This window comes from Aeromicrobium sp. Leaf272, assembly GCF_001422865.1.
Classification (GTDB): Bacteria; Actinomycetota; Actinomycetes; order Propionibacteriales; family Nocardioidaceae; genus Aeromicrobium.
Genome location: NZ_LMMY01000013.1, coordinates 610,499 through 624,802, shown reverse-complemented (window position 1 = coordinate 624,802; position 14,304 = coordinate 610,499). Strand labels below are relative to the sequence as shown.

The following is a 14,304-nucleotide window of genomic DNA, read 5'->3' as shown; positions in this document are numbered from 1 at the left end:
GGAGGTCGGACCCTGCGGGCGTGGTCAGAAGATGCCGGGCATCACCTCGTCCGACATGTCGGAGAACTGCTCCTCCTGCGACGAGGAGTACTCGTCCCAGCGACGGGCGTCCCAGATCTCGAGGCGGTCCATGGCCCCGACCACCGCGACGTCGCGCTCGAGCCCGGCCCAGCTGCGGAGCACCGGCGGGATGGAGATGCGTCCCTGCTTGTCCGGCACCTCCGAGGAGGCCCCGGAGTAGAGCATGCGCACGAAGTTGCGGGCCTCGCGGTTCGTGAACGGCGTCTCGCGGATGCGGTCGGTGAACGCGCTGAACGAGTCGGTCGTCCAGCCGTAGATGCAGTTCTCCTGGCCGCGGGTCAGCACGATGCCGCCCTCGAGCCGGGGGCGGAACTTGGCGGGCAGGAACAGGCGGGACTTGTCGTCCAGACGCGGCGTGTAGGTGCCGAAGAAGTTGTTCGCATCGATGCCCACCTCCTTCCACCTCGCCCTCTGCGACGTGCCCCGTGGTGCGACCACCGCGCCACGAATGCTCCATTTCGCACCACAGTACCCCACACTCCACCACCGTCAAGCCGATTCGCCTGGTTTCGCGGCACCTTTCCGCCCGCCCTCTCCCCCGACACCAGGACGGTCCGGCGCTGGGATTGCAGCCCTGCACCGGGAAGCGCGCCGACCCGGGGCGCGTGGTGGAGCGTGGTGGAGCGACATCGGCCCCCACGGAGGGCGCATGGGCCCCGACGCCCGCTCGAGGACGCACGAGACCCCGCACGCACGACGACGCCGGGCCCCGCGTGTGCGGGACCCGGCGTCGGGTGGTGGTGCGAGGGCCGGCGACTCAGCGTCGCGGGCTCGGGTGGGTCAGAGGTCGTCGCCCTCCTGGCGACGCTGCCAGCGCTCCTCCATGCGGTCGACGAACGACCCGGAGGGCTTGGGCGAGGACGGGCGCGAGGGCGCGGCGTCGGGCGACGCGGCCAGACCGTGGCGCCAGGCCGTGACGAAGAAGTAGGCGCCGACCAGCATCACGAGGAACCCGGCGACACCGAGCCAGGTGGTGGCGGTGACCGCACCGGCGAACATGACGCCCAGGCCCACCAGGAAGCCGAGGCCCGCCAGGACGGCGATCTTGCGGTTGCGCGCCGCCTGCTTGGACCCGCGCAGCGTCGAGGCGAAGTCGGGATCCTCGGCCGCAAGGGACTGCTCGAGCTGCTGGAGCAGGCGGGCTTCTTCGTCGGAGAGTGGCACGGGGGCCTCCTGGTCAGGTGGAACTACGTCAAGTCTAGGCGGGCGATGGTGTGCAGACCACCCGAGATCCCTGAGAACTCGCTGGACGACCGGACGAGTCGCTCGAGAGCGTACAGCCGCTCCCGCGCGCCAGGCTCGGTGTCGACCACCGCACTGGGCACGAGGTCGGCGAAGGTCCGCAGTCCCGACACGGAGGAGAGGGCGAACCCGGCTCCCTCCAGCTCGGCCGCGAGCTCGCTCTCGACGTACCGCCGAGGCCCTTGGGCGCGCAGGTCCCAGGTCGGCGCCGTCGAGCCGTGGATCGTGGCGGCACCGTCGAAGTCACCGGTGATCGCGCGGGCGAGCACCGCTGCCGGCCGTCCGGCCACGACCACGCTCACCACGCCCGACGGGCGCAGGACGCCGGCCACCGCGGCCAGGGCCTCCGCGGGATCGTCGACGTACTCGAGCACGCCGTGCAGGACCGCGAGGTCGGTGGAGGCGGCGGCGACGTGCTCGCCCAGGTCGGAGGTGTCGGCCAGGACGCCGACCACGTGGTCCTCGACGCCGGCCTCGGCGGCCCGACGACCGAGGGACGCCAGGGCGTCGGGGCTGGGGTCCACGACGGTCACCCGGTGGCCCAGCGCCGCCAGGCGGACGGCGTCACCGCCGGTTCCTCCTCCGACGTCGAGCACGTCGAAGGGGCCCTCCCCCGGCACGGCCGCGATCGCGTCGAGGACCGCCTGCCACATGATCTCCTGACGCACCGGACGCATGGCGCCACTGTGTCACAGCGCCTCGGTCCGCACCGAGGCTCCTCGCGCATGACCTAGGGTGCGGGCATGGCGAGGATCGTGGTGGTCGGCGGGGGCTTCGCCGGCACCTCGCTCGCGGCGCGTCTCGCGAAGCTGCGGCACGAGGTGGTGCTGCTCGAGGCCTCCGACCGGCTCGGCGGTCGTCTGCGCGGTCACCGGGTCGGTGACGGCGTGTGGCAGCTCGACCCCGACACGTTCACCCTCCCGGGGGTGCTGCGGGACCTGTTCCGCAAGTCCGGCCGCCCCCTGGACGCCGCACTGACCATCGAGACCGTCCCCGGGCGACGCCACGTGTTCGCCGACCGAACGGTGATGGACCTGCCCATGGGCCGACGGTCGGGCCAGGTCGACGCCTTCGTCGAGGCCTTCGGGGTCGACCCGTGGAGCCCCTGGCTCGACACGATGTCGGACCGTTGGGACACGGTGCGCCGACGTCTGCTCAACCAGGTCCCGGACGAGGACGCGCTCGACCGCTCCACCCGCCGGATCCTCGAGGCGCGGCGCACGCTGCGTCGCGAGACCCAGCGGGTCCTCGACGACCGGCAGCTGCGGCGCATCGTGCTGGACCCCGTGGTCCTGGCCGGCGACGACCCCCGCCTGGTGCCCGCCGCCGCAGCCGTCGTCCACCACGTGGAGAGGGGCTTCGGGCGGTGGGCCGTCGACGGTGGGATGCCCGCGCTGGCCGACGCCCTGACGACCCGCCTGCAGGAGCGTCGGGTCGAGGTCCGCCTGCACACCGCGGCCTCGGGGATCACCCGCGACCGGGGGTCCGTGACCGGCGTGACCACCGACGGCGGTCCGGTCGAGGCCGACGTCGTCGCCTGGTGCGCGCCGTGGTGGCCCGACGGCCTGCCGGAGCCGACGCTCCACCCGCGGATCCCGGCGCACCGCACGCTGGTCCGCCTGGCGGCGGACGCCCCCGACCTCCCCCGGGACGTGGCGATCCACTCGGACCCGCCCATGCAGCTGTGGGAGTCCTCGCCCGGCTGCTGGACGATCACGCACCACAACGCCGAGGACCCCCTCGTCGCACTCGTCCGCGTGGGCGTCGACCTGCGCGAGCACGTCGTCGAGCGCCACGACCTGCGGCCGGCCGATCTGGTGCGTCTCGGCCACTGGGGCTGGCAGTGGAGGGGCTGGCGCACGATGCTCGAGCGACCGGGGCCGCGCCTGCCACCGGGTCTGCTCATGGCCGGGGCCCACGCCTACCCGGGCGGCTCCCTCGAGGAGATCGGCCTGGCCACCGAGGCCCTGGCCGAACGTCTCGGTCCCGTGCCCCGTCGTCCCGCCCCCTGAGGAGACCTCAGACCAGGCCCTCGCCCCGCAGGGTCTCGAAGATCTCGCGCGTCGCCTTGGACCGGTTGAGCGTGATGAAGTGCAGCCCGGGGGCACCGGCAGCCAGCAGGTCGCGGCACAGCTGGGTCGCGAGCTCGATGCCGCGCGTGCGCACGGCGTCCTTGTCGTCGGCGACCGGCTCGATGACGTCGAGCACCTCGCGCGGGATCTCCGCCCCCGAGAGCTCGGCCATGCGCGCGACCTGGCCGAAGTTCAGGATCGGCATGATGCCCGGCACGATCGGCAGGTTGCTGCCTCGCGCCCGCGTGCGCTCGACGAGGTCGACGTAGTCCTGCACGCGGAAGAAGAACTGCGTGATCGCGAACTCCGCGCCCGCCCGGTGCTTGGCGACCAGGACGTCGGCGTCCGGGTCGCGGCCCCCGGCATCGGGGTGGCCCTCGGGGAAGGCCGCGACGCCGATCGAGAAGTCACCCAGGTCGCGTGCCAGCTCCACCAGCTCGATGGCGTGGTCCATGCCCCCGGGGTGCGGCTCCCAGGGCTCCCGCGGGCCACCCTTCGGATCGCCGCGCAGCGCGAGGACGTGGTGGATGCCGGCGCTCGCGTACTGCTTGAGCACCTGCTCGATCTCCGCGCGGCTCTGCCCCACGAGGGTGAGGTGCCCGATCGCGCGGATGCGGGACTGCTCGGCGATGCGCGACGTCACCCGCACCGTGCGCTCCTGGCTCGTGCCACCGGCCCCGTAGGTCACCGAGACGAACGTGGGCTGGAGCGGCTCGAGGTCGGCGATGGTGCGCCACAGCACCTCCTCGCCCGCATCGTCCTTCGGCGGGAAGAACTCGAACGACACGCACGGGCGTGGGTGGCGGAGGTCCTCGAGAAGCGATCGCGAGGACGTGGGCGCAGGACCGTCAGTCACGGGCCAACGGTATCGTCCGAACGGTGGGAGCAGCCGACCTTGACCGATTTCGGGACGACGTCGCACGTGAGCTCTCTCGCTTCGGCGACGATCGGCGCGCGGCCCTCGTCTCGGTGGGCCCCGACCTGGCCCCCTTCCTCGACGCGGCGACCTCGTTCGTGGCCGGGGGCAAGCGGTTGCGGGCGGCGTTCTGCCGGGCGGGCTGGCTGGTGGCAGGTGGTGACCCCGACGACCCCGCGGTGGTCACGGCCTCCGCCTCGCTGGAGTGGCTGCAGGGCAGCGCGCTGGTGCACGACGACCTCATGGACGGCTCGGACACCCGCCGAGGGAACCCCAGCGTCCACCGTGCCTTCGAGGCGCAGCACCGGGCCGGGGGCCAGGACGCCGTGGGGGACGCCGAGCGCTTCGGCCTGTCGACGGCGGTGCTCCTGGGCGATTTGATGCTGTCGTGGGCCGACGAGCAGCTGCGCTCGTCCGGCCTGCCGCGCGTCCCGGAGGCGTTGCACTTCCTCGACCTGTGCCGGTCCGAGGTCGTGGCGGGCCAGTACCTCGACGTCCTCGCCCAGACCCGTCCGACCGTGACGGTCGAGGAGGCCATGACCATCGTGCGGTTCAAGGCGGCCTCCTACACGGTGGAGCGGCCCCTGCACATCGGGGCGGCCCTCGCCGGCGCCGACGCCGACCTCATCGACGGGCTGAGCGCCGTCGCCCTGCCTCTCGGCCAGGCCTTCCAGCTGCGCGACGACGTGCTCGGGGTCTTCGGCGACCCCGCGGTCACCGGCAAGCCCGCCGGGGACGACCTCCGAGAGGGCAAGCGCACCGTTCTCGTCGCCCGGGCCACCGAGCTCGGCAGCGACGACGACCGCGCCCTCCTCTCCCGCCTCCTCGGCACCCGCGAAGGGGTGGAGCCGCTCACGGACCTGATGGTGCGCACGGGCGCCCTCGCGGCCGTCGAGCGTGACATCGCGCGCCTCGAGGACGAGGCCGACGCCGCGATCACCGCGCTCGGCGACCACGCCCGGTCCGTCCTCGGCCCTCTGGCCCTGAGCGCGACCCGCCGCACCTCCTGACCCGCAAGGGGGTCCGGGCCGAACAGCGGGGCAGGACACGGGCGGCGGAGCACGCCCGGCGCGCGGGCGTTCTCTACACTCGTCGCAGGGTCAGCCGGCCCTGGGAGCGGACGTGAGGAGGTCCGGCGTGACGGTCATCCGCGACGACGCCCTCGTCGGACGCGTCCTCGACGGTCGCTACCGCGTGGGCGAACGGATCGCCCGTGGCGGCATGGCCAGCGTGTTCCACGGCCACGACGAGCGGCTCGACCGCCCCGTCGCGATCAAGGTCATGCACGCCGGCCTCGGCGACGACGACGAGTTCTCCCAGCGCTTCGAGCGCGAGGCCCGCGCCGCGGCCAAGCTGAACCACCGTGGCGTGGTGGCGGTCTTCGACCAGGGGCGCGACGGCGACGTCACCTACCTCGTCATGGAGTACGTCCCCGGCAGCACCCTGCGCGACGTCATGCGCGCGGAGACGCCGATGCCTCCCCTGCGAGCCCTGCACCTGCTGGCCGACGTGCTCACCGCGCTCTCGGCGGCCCACCGGGCCCACCTGGTGCACCGCGACGTCAAGCCCGAGAACGTCCTCATCACGCCTGACGGCGAGGTCAAGGTCGCCGACTTCGGCCTCGCGCGCGCCGTGAGCGCCGCGACCACCGCCACCGGCGGGACGCTCATCGGCACCGTCTCCTACCTGGCGCCCGAGATCGTGGTCAACGAGGGCGCCGACGCACGGTCCGACGTGTACGCGTGCGGCGCGCTGCTCTACGAGATGCTCACGGGCACCAAGCCGCACACGGGCGACTCCCCCATCCAGGTGGCCTACAAGCACGTGCACGAGGACATCGCCGCCCCGTCGGCGGTGCGTCCTGACCTCCCGCCCTACGTCGACGCCCTGGTCGCCCGCGCGACCGTCCGCGACCGGTCCCAGCGGTCGCAGGACGCCGGCGTGCTGCTGCGGCAGGTGCGTCTCGTCGAACGCGCCCTGGCCGAGGGGCTCGACGACGACCCCGACCTGACCGCCGACCTGCGGCCCCGTCCGATGGCCGCCGACGAGGAGCCGACCCGTCCCGTCGACCTCGAGCACGAGGCACCGGACGGCGAGCTCACGGGCCCGATGACGCCGGCCGAGGCGAGTGACCTCGACGACGGCGGCGAGACCGTGCTCGTCGACCGCGAGACCGGCGAGGTCGTCGCGCGCGCCGAGCCCACCATGCGGTGGAGCAGCGAGACGTGGACCGACAGCCGGACGGCGACGGCCGCCGCGGCACCGGGCCTCCACCCCGCCATGACCGCCGAGGACTACCAGCAGTCCCGCGACCAGGACCGTTCGAGCAGGCGCGGACGCGTGCTCCTGGTCGCAGCGGTCGTCTCCGCACTGCTGCTCGCCGCGTTCGGCTACTGGCTGGGCGTGGGCCGCTACGCCGACACGCCCCAGCTGGTGGGCCAGGCGGAGGCCCAGGCCGCCGAGGAGGCCGAGGCCGCAGGCTTCACGCTCGACGTCACCCGTCGAGCCTTCTCCGAGACCGCCCCGCTCGGCACGGTGCTCTCCACCGACCCCGCGGCCGGCGACCGCCTGCTGCCGGGCGACACGATCCACGCCGTGGTCTCCAAGGGCAAGGAGCGCTACGCGATCCCCAACGTCCAGGGACAGACCGTGGACCAGGCGCGCGTCGCGTTCGAGGAGCTGACGCTGCAGGTCGGCGACGTGACCGAGGCCTACAGCGAGAAGATCCCCGAGGGTCGCATCGTCCGCGCCGTGGACCAGAAGGTCGGTCAGCAGGTCAAGCGCGGCACCGTGATCGACCTCGTCGTGAGTCGCGGTCGCCAGCCGATCGACGTGGTCGACCAGACCGGGAAGTCGCAGGCCGACGCGGTGAAGGCGCTGGAGGACGCCTCCTTCGACGTGAACGTGACCCAGCGCTTCTCCGACGACGTCGACAAGGGCGTGGTCATCAGCCAGTCCCCGTCCGACGGCACCCGCTTCAAGGGCGACACGATCACGATCGTCGTCTCCCGCGGGCCCGAGAACGTCGACGTCCCCGACGTCATGGGCCGCCCCCGCACCGAGGCCGTGGCCGCTCTCGAGAAGGCCGGCTTCAAGGTCGACGTGAAGAACCGCATCCCCGGGGCCGACCGCGTCGTGTTCCAGGAGCCCGGCTCGGGCGAGGCCAAGGTCGGCTCGACCGTCACGATCTACGTCTGACCTCGCGGTCGGGCGCCTGCATCCACACCCGCGGGCTCGAGGGCGACGCACCCCACAGCACGTTTCTGGTGCACTCGTCCCAGTTGCACCTCTAGGCTGGCCTCGTGACCGCCTCCCCGACGCCGCCTGCCTCCCCCGAGCCCATCGACACCGCGCCGCGCATCGGTCCGGGTGACCGACGCGACCTCGGCCTCGTCAACCACGGCATCAGCAGCATCGCGGGCCGCGTCATCGGTGGCCACCGCCCGAACGTGTTCACCACGCTCGGGCGCCAGCGGCGACTGTTCCGCGCCTGGCTGATGTTCAGCGCGGCCCTCATGCCGTTCGGACGACTCCCGCGCACCGAGACCGAGCTGGTCATCCTGCACGTCGCGACCCTGCGCGGGTGCGACTACGAGCTCGACCACCACCGACGGATCGGCCGCAAGGTGGGACTGACGCCCGAGCAGGTCGAGCACGTCGGTGACGCCACGTGGGACGGCTGGACCGATCGTCAGCGCGTGCTGCTGGACGCGACGGCGTCACTGGTGCACGACCGCGACCTCGACGACGCCACGTGGGCCCGCGTGCGCGAGCACCTCGACGAGGCGACCGCGATCGAGCTGCTCATGCTGTGCGGGCAGTACGACGCGCTCGCCACCACGCTCATGACGTTGCGGGTGCCGCTCGACGGTCGCTGACCGCCGAGGGGTCGGTCAGCGCTCGCGCAGCATGTCGGCGACGAGGAACGCGAGCTCGAGCGACTGCTCCCGGTTGAGCCGCGGGTCGCACAGCGTCTCGTAGCGCGTCGCGAGGTCCTCGGCCGACAGCCGACGCCCGCCACCGACGCACTCGGTGACGTCGTCGCCGGTGAGCTCGACGTGCAGGCCACCCGGCCACGTGCCGAGCGAGCGGTGCACCTCGAAGAAGCCGCGGGTCTCGTCGATGACGTCGTCGAACTCCCGCGTCTTGTAGCCGGTGGACGCCTCGAACGTGTTGCCGTGCATCGGGTCGCACACCCACGCGACGTCGAGCCCGGCAGCGGTGACCTTCTCGACGAGGGCGGGCAGGAGGTCGCGGATCTTGCCGGCGCCGAAGCGCGTGATGAACGTGACCTTGCCGGGCGTGCGCTCGGGGTTGAGCTTCTCGTAGAGCGCGATCGCGTCGTCGGCCGAGGTGGTGGGGCCGAGCTTGACGCCGATGGGGTTGGCGATGTGGCTCAGCAGCTCCACGTGCGCGCCGTCGAGCTGACGGGTGCGCTCGCCGATCCACACGAAGTGACCGGACACGTCGTACGGCTGCTCCGTGCGTGAGTCGATGCGGGTGAGGGCGTGCTCGTACTCGAGGATCAGGGCCTCGTGCGAGGAGTAGAAGTCGACCGAGCGGAAGGCGTCGGGCTCCACGCCGATGGCGTCCATGAAGGCGAGGGCGCGGTCGATCTCGCCGCCGACCTTCTCGTAGCTGACGCCGACCGGGCTGTTCTTGACGAAGTCCTTGTTCCACTCGTGCATCTGGCGCAGGTCCGCGTAGCCACCGGTGGTGAAGGCACGGGCGAGGTTCAGGGTGGCGCTGGAGGCGTTGTAGACGTCGACGAGTCGCTGCGGGTCGTGCACGCGCGACTCGGGGGTGAAGTCGAAACCGTTGACGGCGTCACCGCGGTACGCCGGCAGCGTGATGCCGTCGCGGGTCTCGGTGTCGCGGGACCGCGGCTTGGCGTACTGGCCACCGAGGCGGCCGAGCTTGACCACCGGCACGCTCGCCGCGTACGTCAGCACGACGGCCATCGACAGGAGCACCCGCAGCTTGTTGCGGACGTTCTCGGCGGTGACGCCCTCGAACGTCTCGGCGCAGTCGCCGCCCTGCAGCAGGAAGGCCTCGCCGCGGGCCACGGCGGCCATCCGGTCGCGGAGGTCGTCGCACTCGCCGGCAAAGACGAGCGGTGGCATCCGGCGCAGCTGCCCGAGCGCACGCTCGCGCGCAGCAGGGTCGGCATACGTGGGCTGCTGGGCAGCACCCATCGCATGGAGGTCGTCAAGGCTCGGAATGCTCACCGGTCAAGGATACGGGGACCCCGTCCGCGCCCACGACCACCCACGCACACGTGGACGCCGCCGGGGCGACACGCTGCCGGCCGAAGCCCAGGTCGGCGACCCCAGCCACCACAGGTCGAGCGAAGCGAGACAGGCGGCTGGGCGGAGCCCAGGGCGGCGACGAAGGAGCCGCCGAAGCGGCGAGGAACGAGCCGCGAGCCGCCTACCATCCCAGCGTTCCCGGAGCCCCCTTGAACGGTCCGCTCACGCGCGAGGTGATCCAGCCGCCGTAGAAGTCGCCGTCCTGGGCCTGGACGACCTCGCCGTTGACGGTGCAGCGGTCCATGCGGCCGGGGTAGAGGGCCAGGTGGTCGAGGAGCATCTCGTAGCCGGGCCGGGGCCGGGGGTAGGTCCAGGCTCCGGCGGGAACGACGCGGTCGCCGACGACGAGGTCCCAGTAGCTCGCCTCACCCTTGAACTCGCAGACCGTAGTGCCGGCGATCGGCCGGAGCACGCCCTCGGCCACGGCGTCGACGGGCAGGTAGTAGGTCGGCGGGTGACTGGTCTCGAGCACGCGGTAGCTGTGCGTGGTCCGCAGGATCTCGACACCACCGAGCTCGACGACGACCAGCTCGTCGCTGGGCTCGACTGCAGGCGGTCGCGGGTAGCTCCAGACGTCCTCGACGTCGCGTCCTTCACTCATCCGAACAGCACCTCGGCCTCCTCGTAGAGCTCGGGCCGGACGAGCTTGAGCTCACCGGTCCCCTCGCTGAGCGGGACCCGGACGATGTCGGTGCCACGCAACGCCATCATCATGCCGAAGTCGCCGTCGTGCACGGCCTGGATGGCGTGCAGCCCCAGGCGGGTGGCGAGCCACCGGTCGAACGCGGTCGGGGTGCCGCCGCGCTGCACGTGGCCCAGCACCACGGCCCGCGCCTCCTTGCCGGTGCGCTCCTCGATCTCCTGCGCCAGCCGCTCCCCCACGCCACCGAGCCGCACGTGGCCGAAGGCATCCTTCTCGCCGGACTGCAGCGTCATGCCCGTGCCGTCGGGCGAGGCGATCGGCACTGCTCCCTCGGACACGACCACGATGGGCGAGAACCGTGTGGCGAACCGGCTCTCCACCTGCGCGCAGACCTTGTCGATGTCGAACGGCCGTTCCGGGATCAGGATGATGTTCGCGCCCCCGGCGAGCCCGGAGTGCAGGGCGATCCAGCCGGCGTGGCGCCCCATGACCTCCACCACCAGCACCCGGTGGTGCGACTCGGCCGTCGTGTGCAGCCGGTCGATCGCCTCGGTGGCGATGTTGACGGCGGTGTCGAAGCCGAACGTGAAGTCGGTCCCCGACAGGTCGTTGTCGATGGTCTTCGGCACGCCGACGACGGCCACGCCGAGCTCGGCGAGGCGGGTGGCGACCCCGAGGGTGTCCTCGCCACCGATGGCGATCAGTGCGTCGCAGCCGCGGGACTCGAGCGTCGCGCGGATCCGCTCCACGCCGCCCTCGACGGCGAACGGGTTGGTGCGCGAGGAGCCGAGGATGGTGCCGCCGCGCGGCAGGATGCCCCGGACGTCGGCGACGCCCAGCTCGCGGGCGTCGTCCTCGAGCGGGCCGCGCCAGCCGTCACGGAAGCCGATGAACTCGTCATCGAACGTCTGGACCCCCTTGCGGACCACCGCCCGGATCACCGCGTTGAGTCCGGGGCAGTCACCGCCCCCGGTCAGTACTCCGATCCGCATGGCTCGCTCCTTCGTCGGTACCGACGTCGTGCCCGCCTCGTGCCGGGTGGGCCTCACTCGGGCTTGATCTGGTCCCACACCTCGTCGGACTCGGCGCGCTCGACCGCCTTGGCGGCCGCGCGCTCCGACTCCTTGTCGCGCTTCTTGGCGTCCTGGGCGTAGAGGTCGACGTACTCCTGGCCGGAGAGGCGCATGATCTCGTACATGATCTCGTCGGTGACGGCGCGCAGGATGAAGCGATCGCCCTCGAGGCCCTCGTAGCGGCTGAAGTCGAGCGGCTCGCCGAAGCGGACGCCCGGGCGAGCCATCTTGCCGAAGACCTTGCCGGGGGGCGCGACGACGTCGGTGTTGATGACGGCGAGCGGGATGACCGGTACGCCCGCCTCCAGTGCGATCCGCGCGACGCCCGTGCGACCGCGGTACAGCTTGCCGTCGTGGGAGCGGGTGCCCTCGGGGTAGATCCCGCACACCTCGCCCTCGGAGAGCAGCCGCAGCTGGGTCGCGATGGCGCCGGCGGCGGCGGAGCCGCTCGACCGGTCGATCGGGACCTGGCCGGCACCGGAGAAGAACTTCTTCTGGAACCAGCCCTTGATGCCGGGAGACTCGAAGTACTCGGCCTTGGCCACGAAGGTCACGCGACGCGGGATGACCAGCGGCATGAAGAGCCAGTCGCTGTAGGACAGGTGGTTGCTGGCCAGGATGACCGCCCCGTCCTTGGGCACGTTCTCGGTGCCCTCGGCCCAGGGCCGGAAGATCAGCTTCAACAGCGGACCCAGCGCCAGGAACTTCAGGAACCAGTAGAACAACGTCGCCTCCTCAGCGTCACCCGGACACTACCGCGCTCAGGGGGGTGCACGGTGGCGACACCGTGAGGGAGGATGCATCCATGAGCCCCACCTCCTCCGGATCCAGCGCGTCGCAGCCCTCCGTCGTGCCGGGAGCCGAGCCCTTCACGAGCGACGGCGGACCCGTCGGGGTCCTGCTGAGCCACGGCTTCACCGGCTCGCCGTACTCGATGGTCCCCTGGGGTCGCGACCTCGCCGACCGGGGCTACACGGTGCGGGTGCCCCGTCTGCCCGGCCACGGCACGACGTGGCAGCAGATGAACCGCACCACCTGGTCGGACTGGTACGGCGCGCTCGAGACCGAGCTGGACATCCTGCGCGACACCTGCGAGCGGGTCGTCGTGGGTGGGCTCTCCATGGGCGGCTGCCTCGCCCTGCGGCTGGCCGAGCAGCGTCCGCACGACGTCGACGCGGTGGTCGTGGTCAATCCCGCCATCGCCTCGCGCGACCCGCGACTGAAGGCCGTCCCCCTCCTCAAGTGGGTCGTCCCCTCGCTCGAGGCGATCGGTGGCGACATCAAGAAGCCGGGGATCGAGGAGAACGCCTACGACCGCACGCCGCTGAGGGCCCTGCACTCGATGATGCAGCTCTGGGGCGACGTGCGGGCCGACCTCGGACGGATCAAGGCCCCGGTGCTCTTCTTCCGCTCCACCGACGACCACGTCGTCGACGACAGCACCCTGTCGCTGGTGCGCGAAGGGCTGCGCCCCGGGCTCGGGGAGTTCGTCACGCTCGAGAACAGCTACCACGTGGCCACGCTCGACCACGACGCTCCGCAGATCTTCGAGCGCTCCGCCGCGTTCATCGCCTCGCACACCGGTGGCGCCGATGGCTGAGCCCGACGCGCGGGGGCCCGGCCGCGACGGACGCGACGAGTTCGACGACATCGTCAGCCGCCTCGACCTCGACCTGCCCTTCCCCGCGGAGGCCGACGAGCCCGACCCGGCACCGGCCGAGGAGCCTGCCGAGCCCGAGCCGTTCGAGCTCGACGACGAGCCCGACCCGGTGGACGAGCAGTTCTACCGTCGGGTCGACCCGGGTCCGGGTCGGCCCTTGCACCGTGGGCGAGCCGTCGCCTGGGGCGGCCTGGTGGGATCGCCGCTGCTGCTCATGTTCGCCTCGCTGGCGGGTCAGTGGTTGTCCAGCCCCGTCCTGCTCGGCGCGGCCCTCACCTTCGTCGCCTCGGCGATCTACTTGATCGCGCAGCTGCCCGAACACGGACCCTCGCAGCGGGATTGGCCGGACGACGGCGCCGCGCTGTGAGTCGGGCCATGTCGGCCGCGCCGATCAGCCCGGCCTCGGGGCCGAGGTGCGCGCGGACGATCCGGGCCTCGGACCGGTAGCCGCGACCCGTCAGCGTGCGCGAGTAGGCCTCGCGCGCCGGGCCCAGCAGCATCTCGCCGGCGTCGCTCACCCCTCCGCCGACGACGAACAGACCAGGGTCGAGCGCCGCGGCGAGGTTGGCCATGCCGACGCCGAGCCAGTCGCCGACGTCGGCGATCCACGAGATCGCCTCCTCGTCGCCGTCCTGCGCGAGCGGAGTGACGTGCGCCCCCTCGACGCGATCGGCCCCACCGGCGGCCTCGGCCAGCCGGCGGCCGATGGGCGAGCCCTCGGCCACCGCCGCCGCCGCCCGACGTCCGAGCACGCGCCCGCTGGCGTACTGCTCCCAGCAACCGAGGTTCCCGCACTCGCACCGGTTGCCGCCGGGCACGACCTGCATGTGCCCGAACTCCCCCGCGATGCCGAAGTGGCCGCGGTACGGCAGTCCGTCGATGACGAGCGCGCCGCCGATGCCGGTGCCGAGCGTGATGAGGACCAGGTCGGGCTCGTTCTGCGCGGCCCCGAACCGCCACTCGGCCCAACCGCTGGTGTTGGCGTCGTTGTCGACCATCACGGGCAGCATCGTCCGGCGGGCGACCCGGTCGCGCAGCGGCTCGTGCCGCCACGCCAGGTGCGGCGCGAAGAGGACGGTCGACTGCGACGCGTCGACGAAGCCTGCGGCGCCGATGCCCACGGCCTTGACCGGGAGCTCGGCGCGGAACTCCGCCGTGATCTCGGTGATCGCGTCGAGCACGGCCTCCGGCTCGGTCGTGGGCGTCTCGCGGCGGGTGCGGGCGACGACCCGTCCGTCCTCGTCGACCACGCCGGCCGCGATCTTGGTGCCGCCGATGTCGATGCCGACGGCCAACCTGTCCGCCATG

The 14,304-nt window shown here is 72.3% G+C and carries 15 protein-coding genes; 6 read left to right on the top strand and 9 right to left on the bottom strand.

Annotated features, from left to right (window positions below; all coding sequences use genetic code 11):
- Positions 1–24: 24 nt before the first annotated feature.
- The 3 genes from mraZ to ASF38_RS12275 form a co-directional block, all read right to left on the bottom strand.
- A complete protein-coding gene (gene mraZ / locus ASF38_RS12285) occupies positions 25–474 on the bottom strand; it encodes a division/cell wall cluster transcriptional repressor MraZ (RefSeq protein WP_250246796.1) in 450 nt (149 codons plus the stop codon).
- Positions 475–861: 387 nt separating this feature from the next.
- Positions 862–1,245 (bottom strand): DUF3040 domain-containing protein, encoded by a 384-nt coding sequence (locus ASF38_RS12280; RefSeq protein WP_055965740.1) that lies wholly within the window; start codon positions 1,243–1,245, stop codon positions 862–864.
- A gap of 23 nt (positions 1,246–1,268) precedes the next feature.
- The gene (locus tag ASF38_RS12275) at positions 1,269–2,000 is read right to left on the bottom strand and encodes a methyltransferase domain-containing protein (protein WP_056555599.1); all 732 of its coding nucleotides are present in this window, start codon (positions 1,998–2,000) and stop codon (positions 1,269–1,271) included.
- 66 nt (positions 2,001–2,066) lie between these two features.
- Here ASF38_RS12275 and ASF38_RS12270 point away from each other — a divergent pair, with 66 nt between their 5' ends.
- Positions 2,067–3,335, top strand: coding sequence for an NAD(P)/FAD-dependent oxidoreductase (locus ASF38_RS12270; RefSeq protein WP_056576342.1), 1,269 nt, complete (start codon positions 2,067–2,069; stop codon positions 3,333–3,335).
- Positions 3,336–3,342: 7 nt separating this feature from the next.
- Here the strand turns inward: ASF38_RS12270 and metF are convergent, their stop codons facing one another.
- Positions 3,343–4,251 carry a methylenetetrahydrofolate reductase [NAD(P)H] gene (gene metF / locus ASF38_RS12265; RefSeq protein ID WP_056576339.1) on the bottom strand — a complete coding sequence of 303 codons (909 nt, stop codon included), beginning with the start codon at positions 4,249–4,251 and terminating at the stop codon, positions 3,343–3,345.
- 113 nt (positions 4,252–4,364) lie between these two features.
- Between metF and ASF38_RS12260 the strand changes: the two genes are divergently transcribed.
- The 3 genes from ASF38_RS12260 (at position 4,365) to ASF38_RS12250 (ending at position 8,189) form a co-directional block, all read left to right on the top strand.
- Positions 4,365–5,321: a polyprenyl synthetase family protein gene (locus ASF38_RS12260; protein WP_235497671.1), complete on the top strand. Its 957-nt coding sequence runs from the start codon at positions 4,365–4,367 to the stop codon at positions 5,319–5,321.
- A gap of 127 nt (positions 5,322–5,448) precedes the next feature.
- Complete coding sequence (gene pknB / locus ASF38_RS12255) at positions 5,449–7,509, top strand: Stk1 family PASTA domain-containing Ser/Thr kinase (RefSeq protein ID WP_055965729.1); 2,061 nt, start codon at positions 5,449–5,451, stop codon at positions 7,507–7,509.
- Between the two features lie 104 nt (positions 7,510–7,613).
- Positions 7,614–8,189: a carboxymuconolactone decarboxylase family protein gene (locus ASF38_RS12250; RefSeq protein ID WP_235493019.1), complete on the top strand. Its 576-nt coding sequence runs from the start codon at positions 7,614–7,616 to the stop codon at positions 8,187–8,189.
- A gap of 15 nt (positions 8,190–8,204) precedes the next feature.
- Here ASF38_RS12250 and ASF38_RS12245 read toward each other — a convergent pair whose 3' ends face one another.
- The 4 genes from ASF38_RS12245 to ASF38_RS12230 form a co-directional block, all read right to left on the bottom strand.
- Positions 8,205–9,539 carry a class II 3-deoxy-7-phosphoheptulonate synthase gene (locus ASF38_RS12245; RefSeq protein WP_369796998.1) on the bottom strand — a complete coding sequence of 445 codons (1,335 nt, stop codon included), beginning with the start codon at positions 9,537–9,539 and terminating at the stop codon, positions 8,205–8,207.
- A gap of 202 nt (positions 9,540–9,741) precedes the next feature.
- The gene (locus ASF38_RS12240) at positions 9,742–10,221 is read right to left on the bottom strand and encodes a DUF427 domain-containing protein (protein WP_056576336.1); all 480 of its coding nucleotides are present in this window, start codon (positions 10,219–10,221) and stop codon (positions 9,742–9,744) included.
- Positions 10,218–11,255 (bottom strand): 6-phosphofructokinase, encoded by a 1,038-nt coding sequence (locus ASF38_RS12235; protein WP_055965723.1) that lies wholly within the window; start codon positions 11,253–11,255, stop codon positions 10,218–10,220. The genes ASF38_RS12240 and ASF38_RS12235 overlap by 4 nt, the downstream gene beginning before the upstream one ends.
- 53 nt (positions 11,256–11,308) lie before the next feature.
- Positions 11,309–12,061: a 1-acyl-sn-glycerol-3-phosphate acyltransferase gene (locus tag ASF38_RS12230; RefSeq protein ID WP_055965721.1), complete on the bottom strand. Its 753-nt coding sequence runs from the start codon at positions 12,059–12,061 to the stop codon at positions 11,309–11,311.
- Between the two features lie 80 nt (positions 12,062–12,141).
- On the opposite strand from ASF38_RS12230, the gene ASF38_RS12225 reads away from it, so the two are divergent.
- Entirely contained in the window at positions 12,142–12,936 is a 795-nt protein-coding gene (locus ASF38_RS12225; RefSeq protein ID WP_056576334.1) for a carboxylesterase, read from the top strand.
- On the top strand, positions 12,929–13,363 hold the full coding sequence (locus tag ASF38_RS12220; protein ID WP_156366911.1) for a hypothetical protein: 435 nt from the start codon (positions 12,929–12,931) through the stop codon (positions 13,361–13,363). The genes ASF38_RS12225 and ASF38_RS12220 overlap by 8 nt, the downstream gene beginning before the upstream one ends.
- Here ASF38_RS12220 and ASF38_RS12215 read toward each other — a convergent pair.
- Positions 13,269–14,303 carry an ROK family glucokinase gene (locus tag ASF38_RS12215; protein WP_055965714.1) on the bottom strand — a complete coding sequence of 345 codons (1,035 nt, stop codon included), beginning with the start codon at positions 14,301–14,303 and terminating at the stop codon, positions 13,269–13,271. The two genes, ASF38_RS12220 and ASF38_RS12215, sit on opposite strands and share 95 nt — an antisense overlap.
- Position 14,304 lies beyond the last annotated feature (1 nt).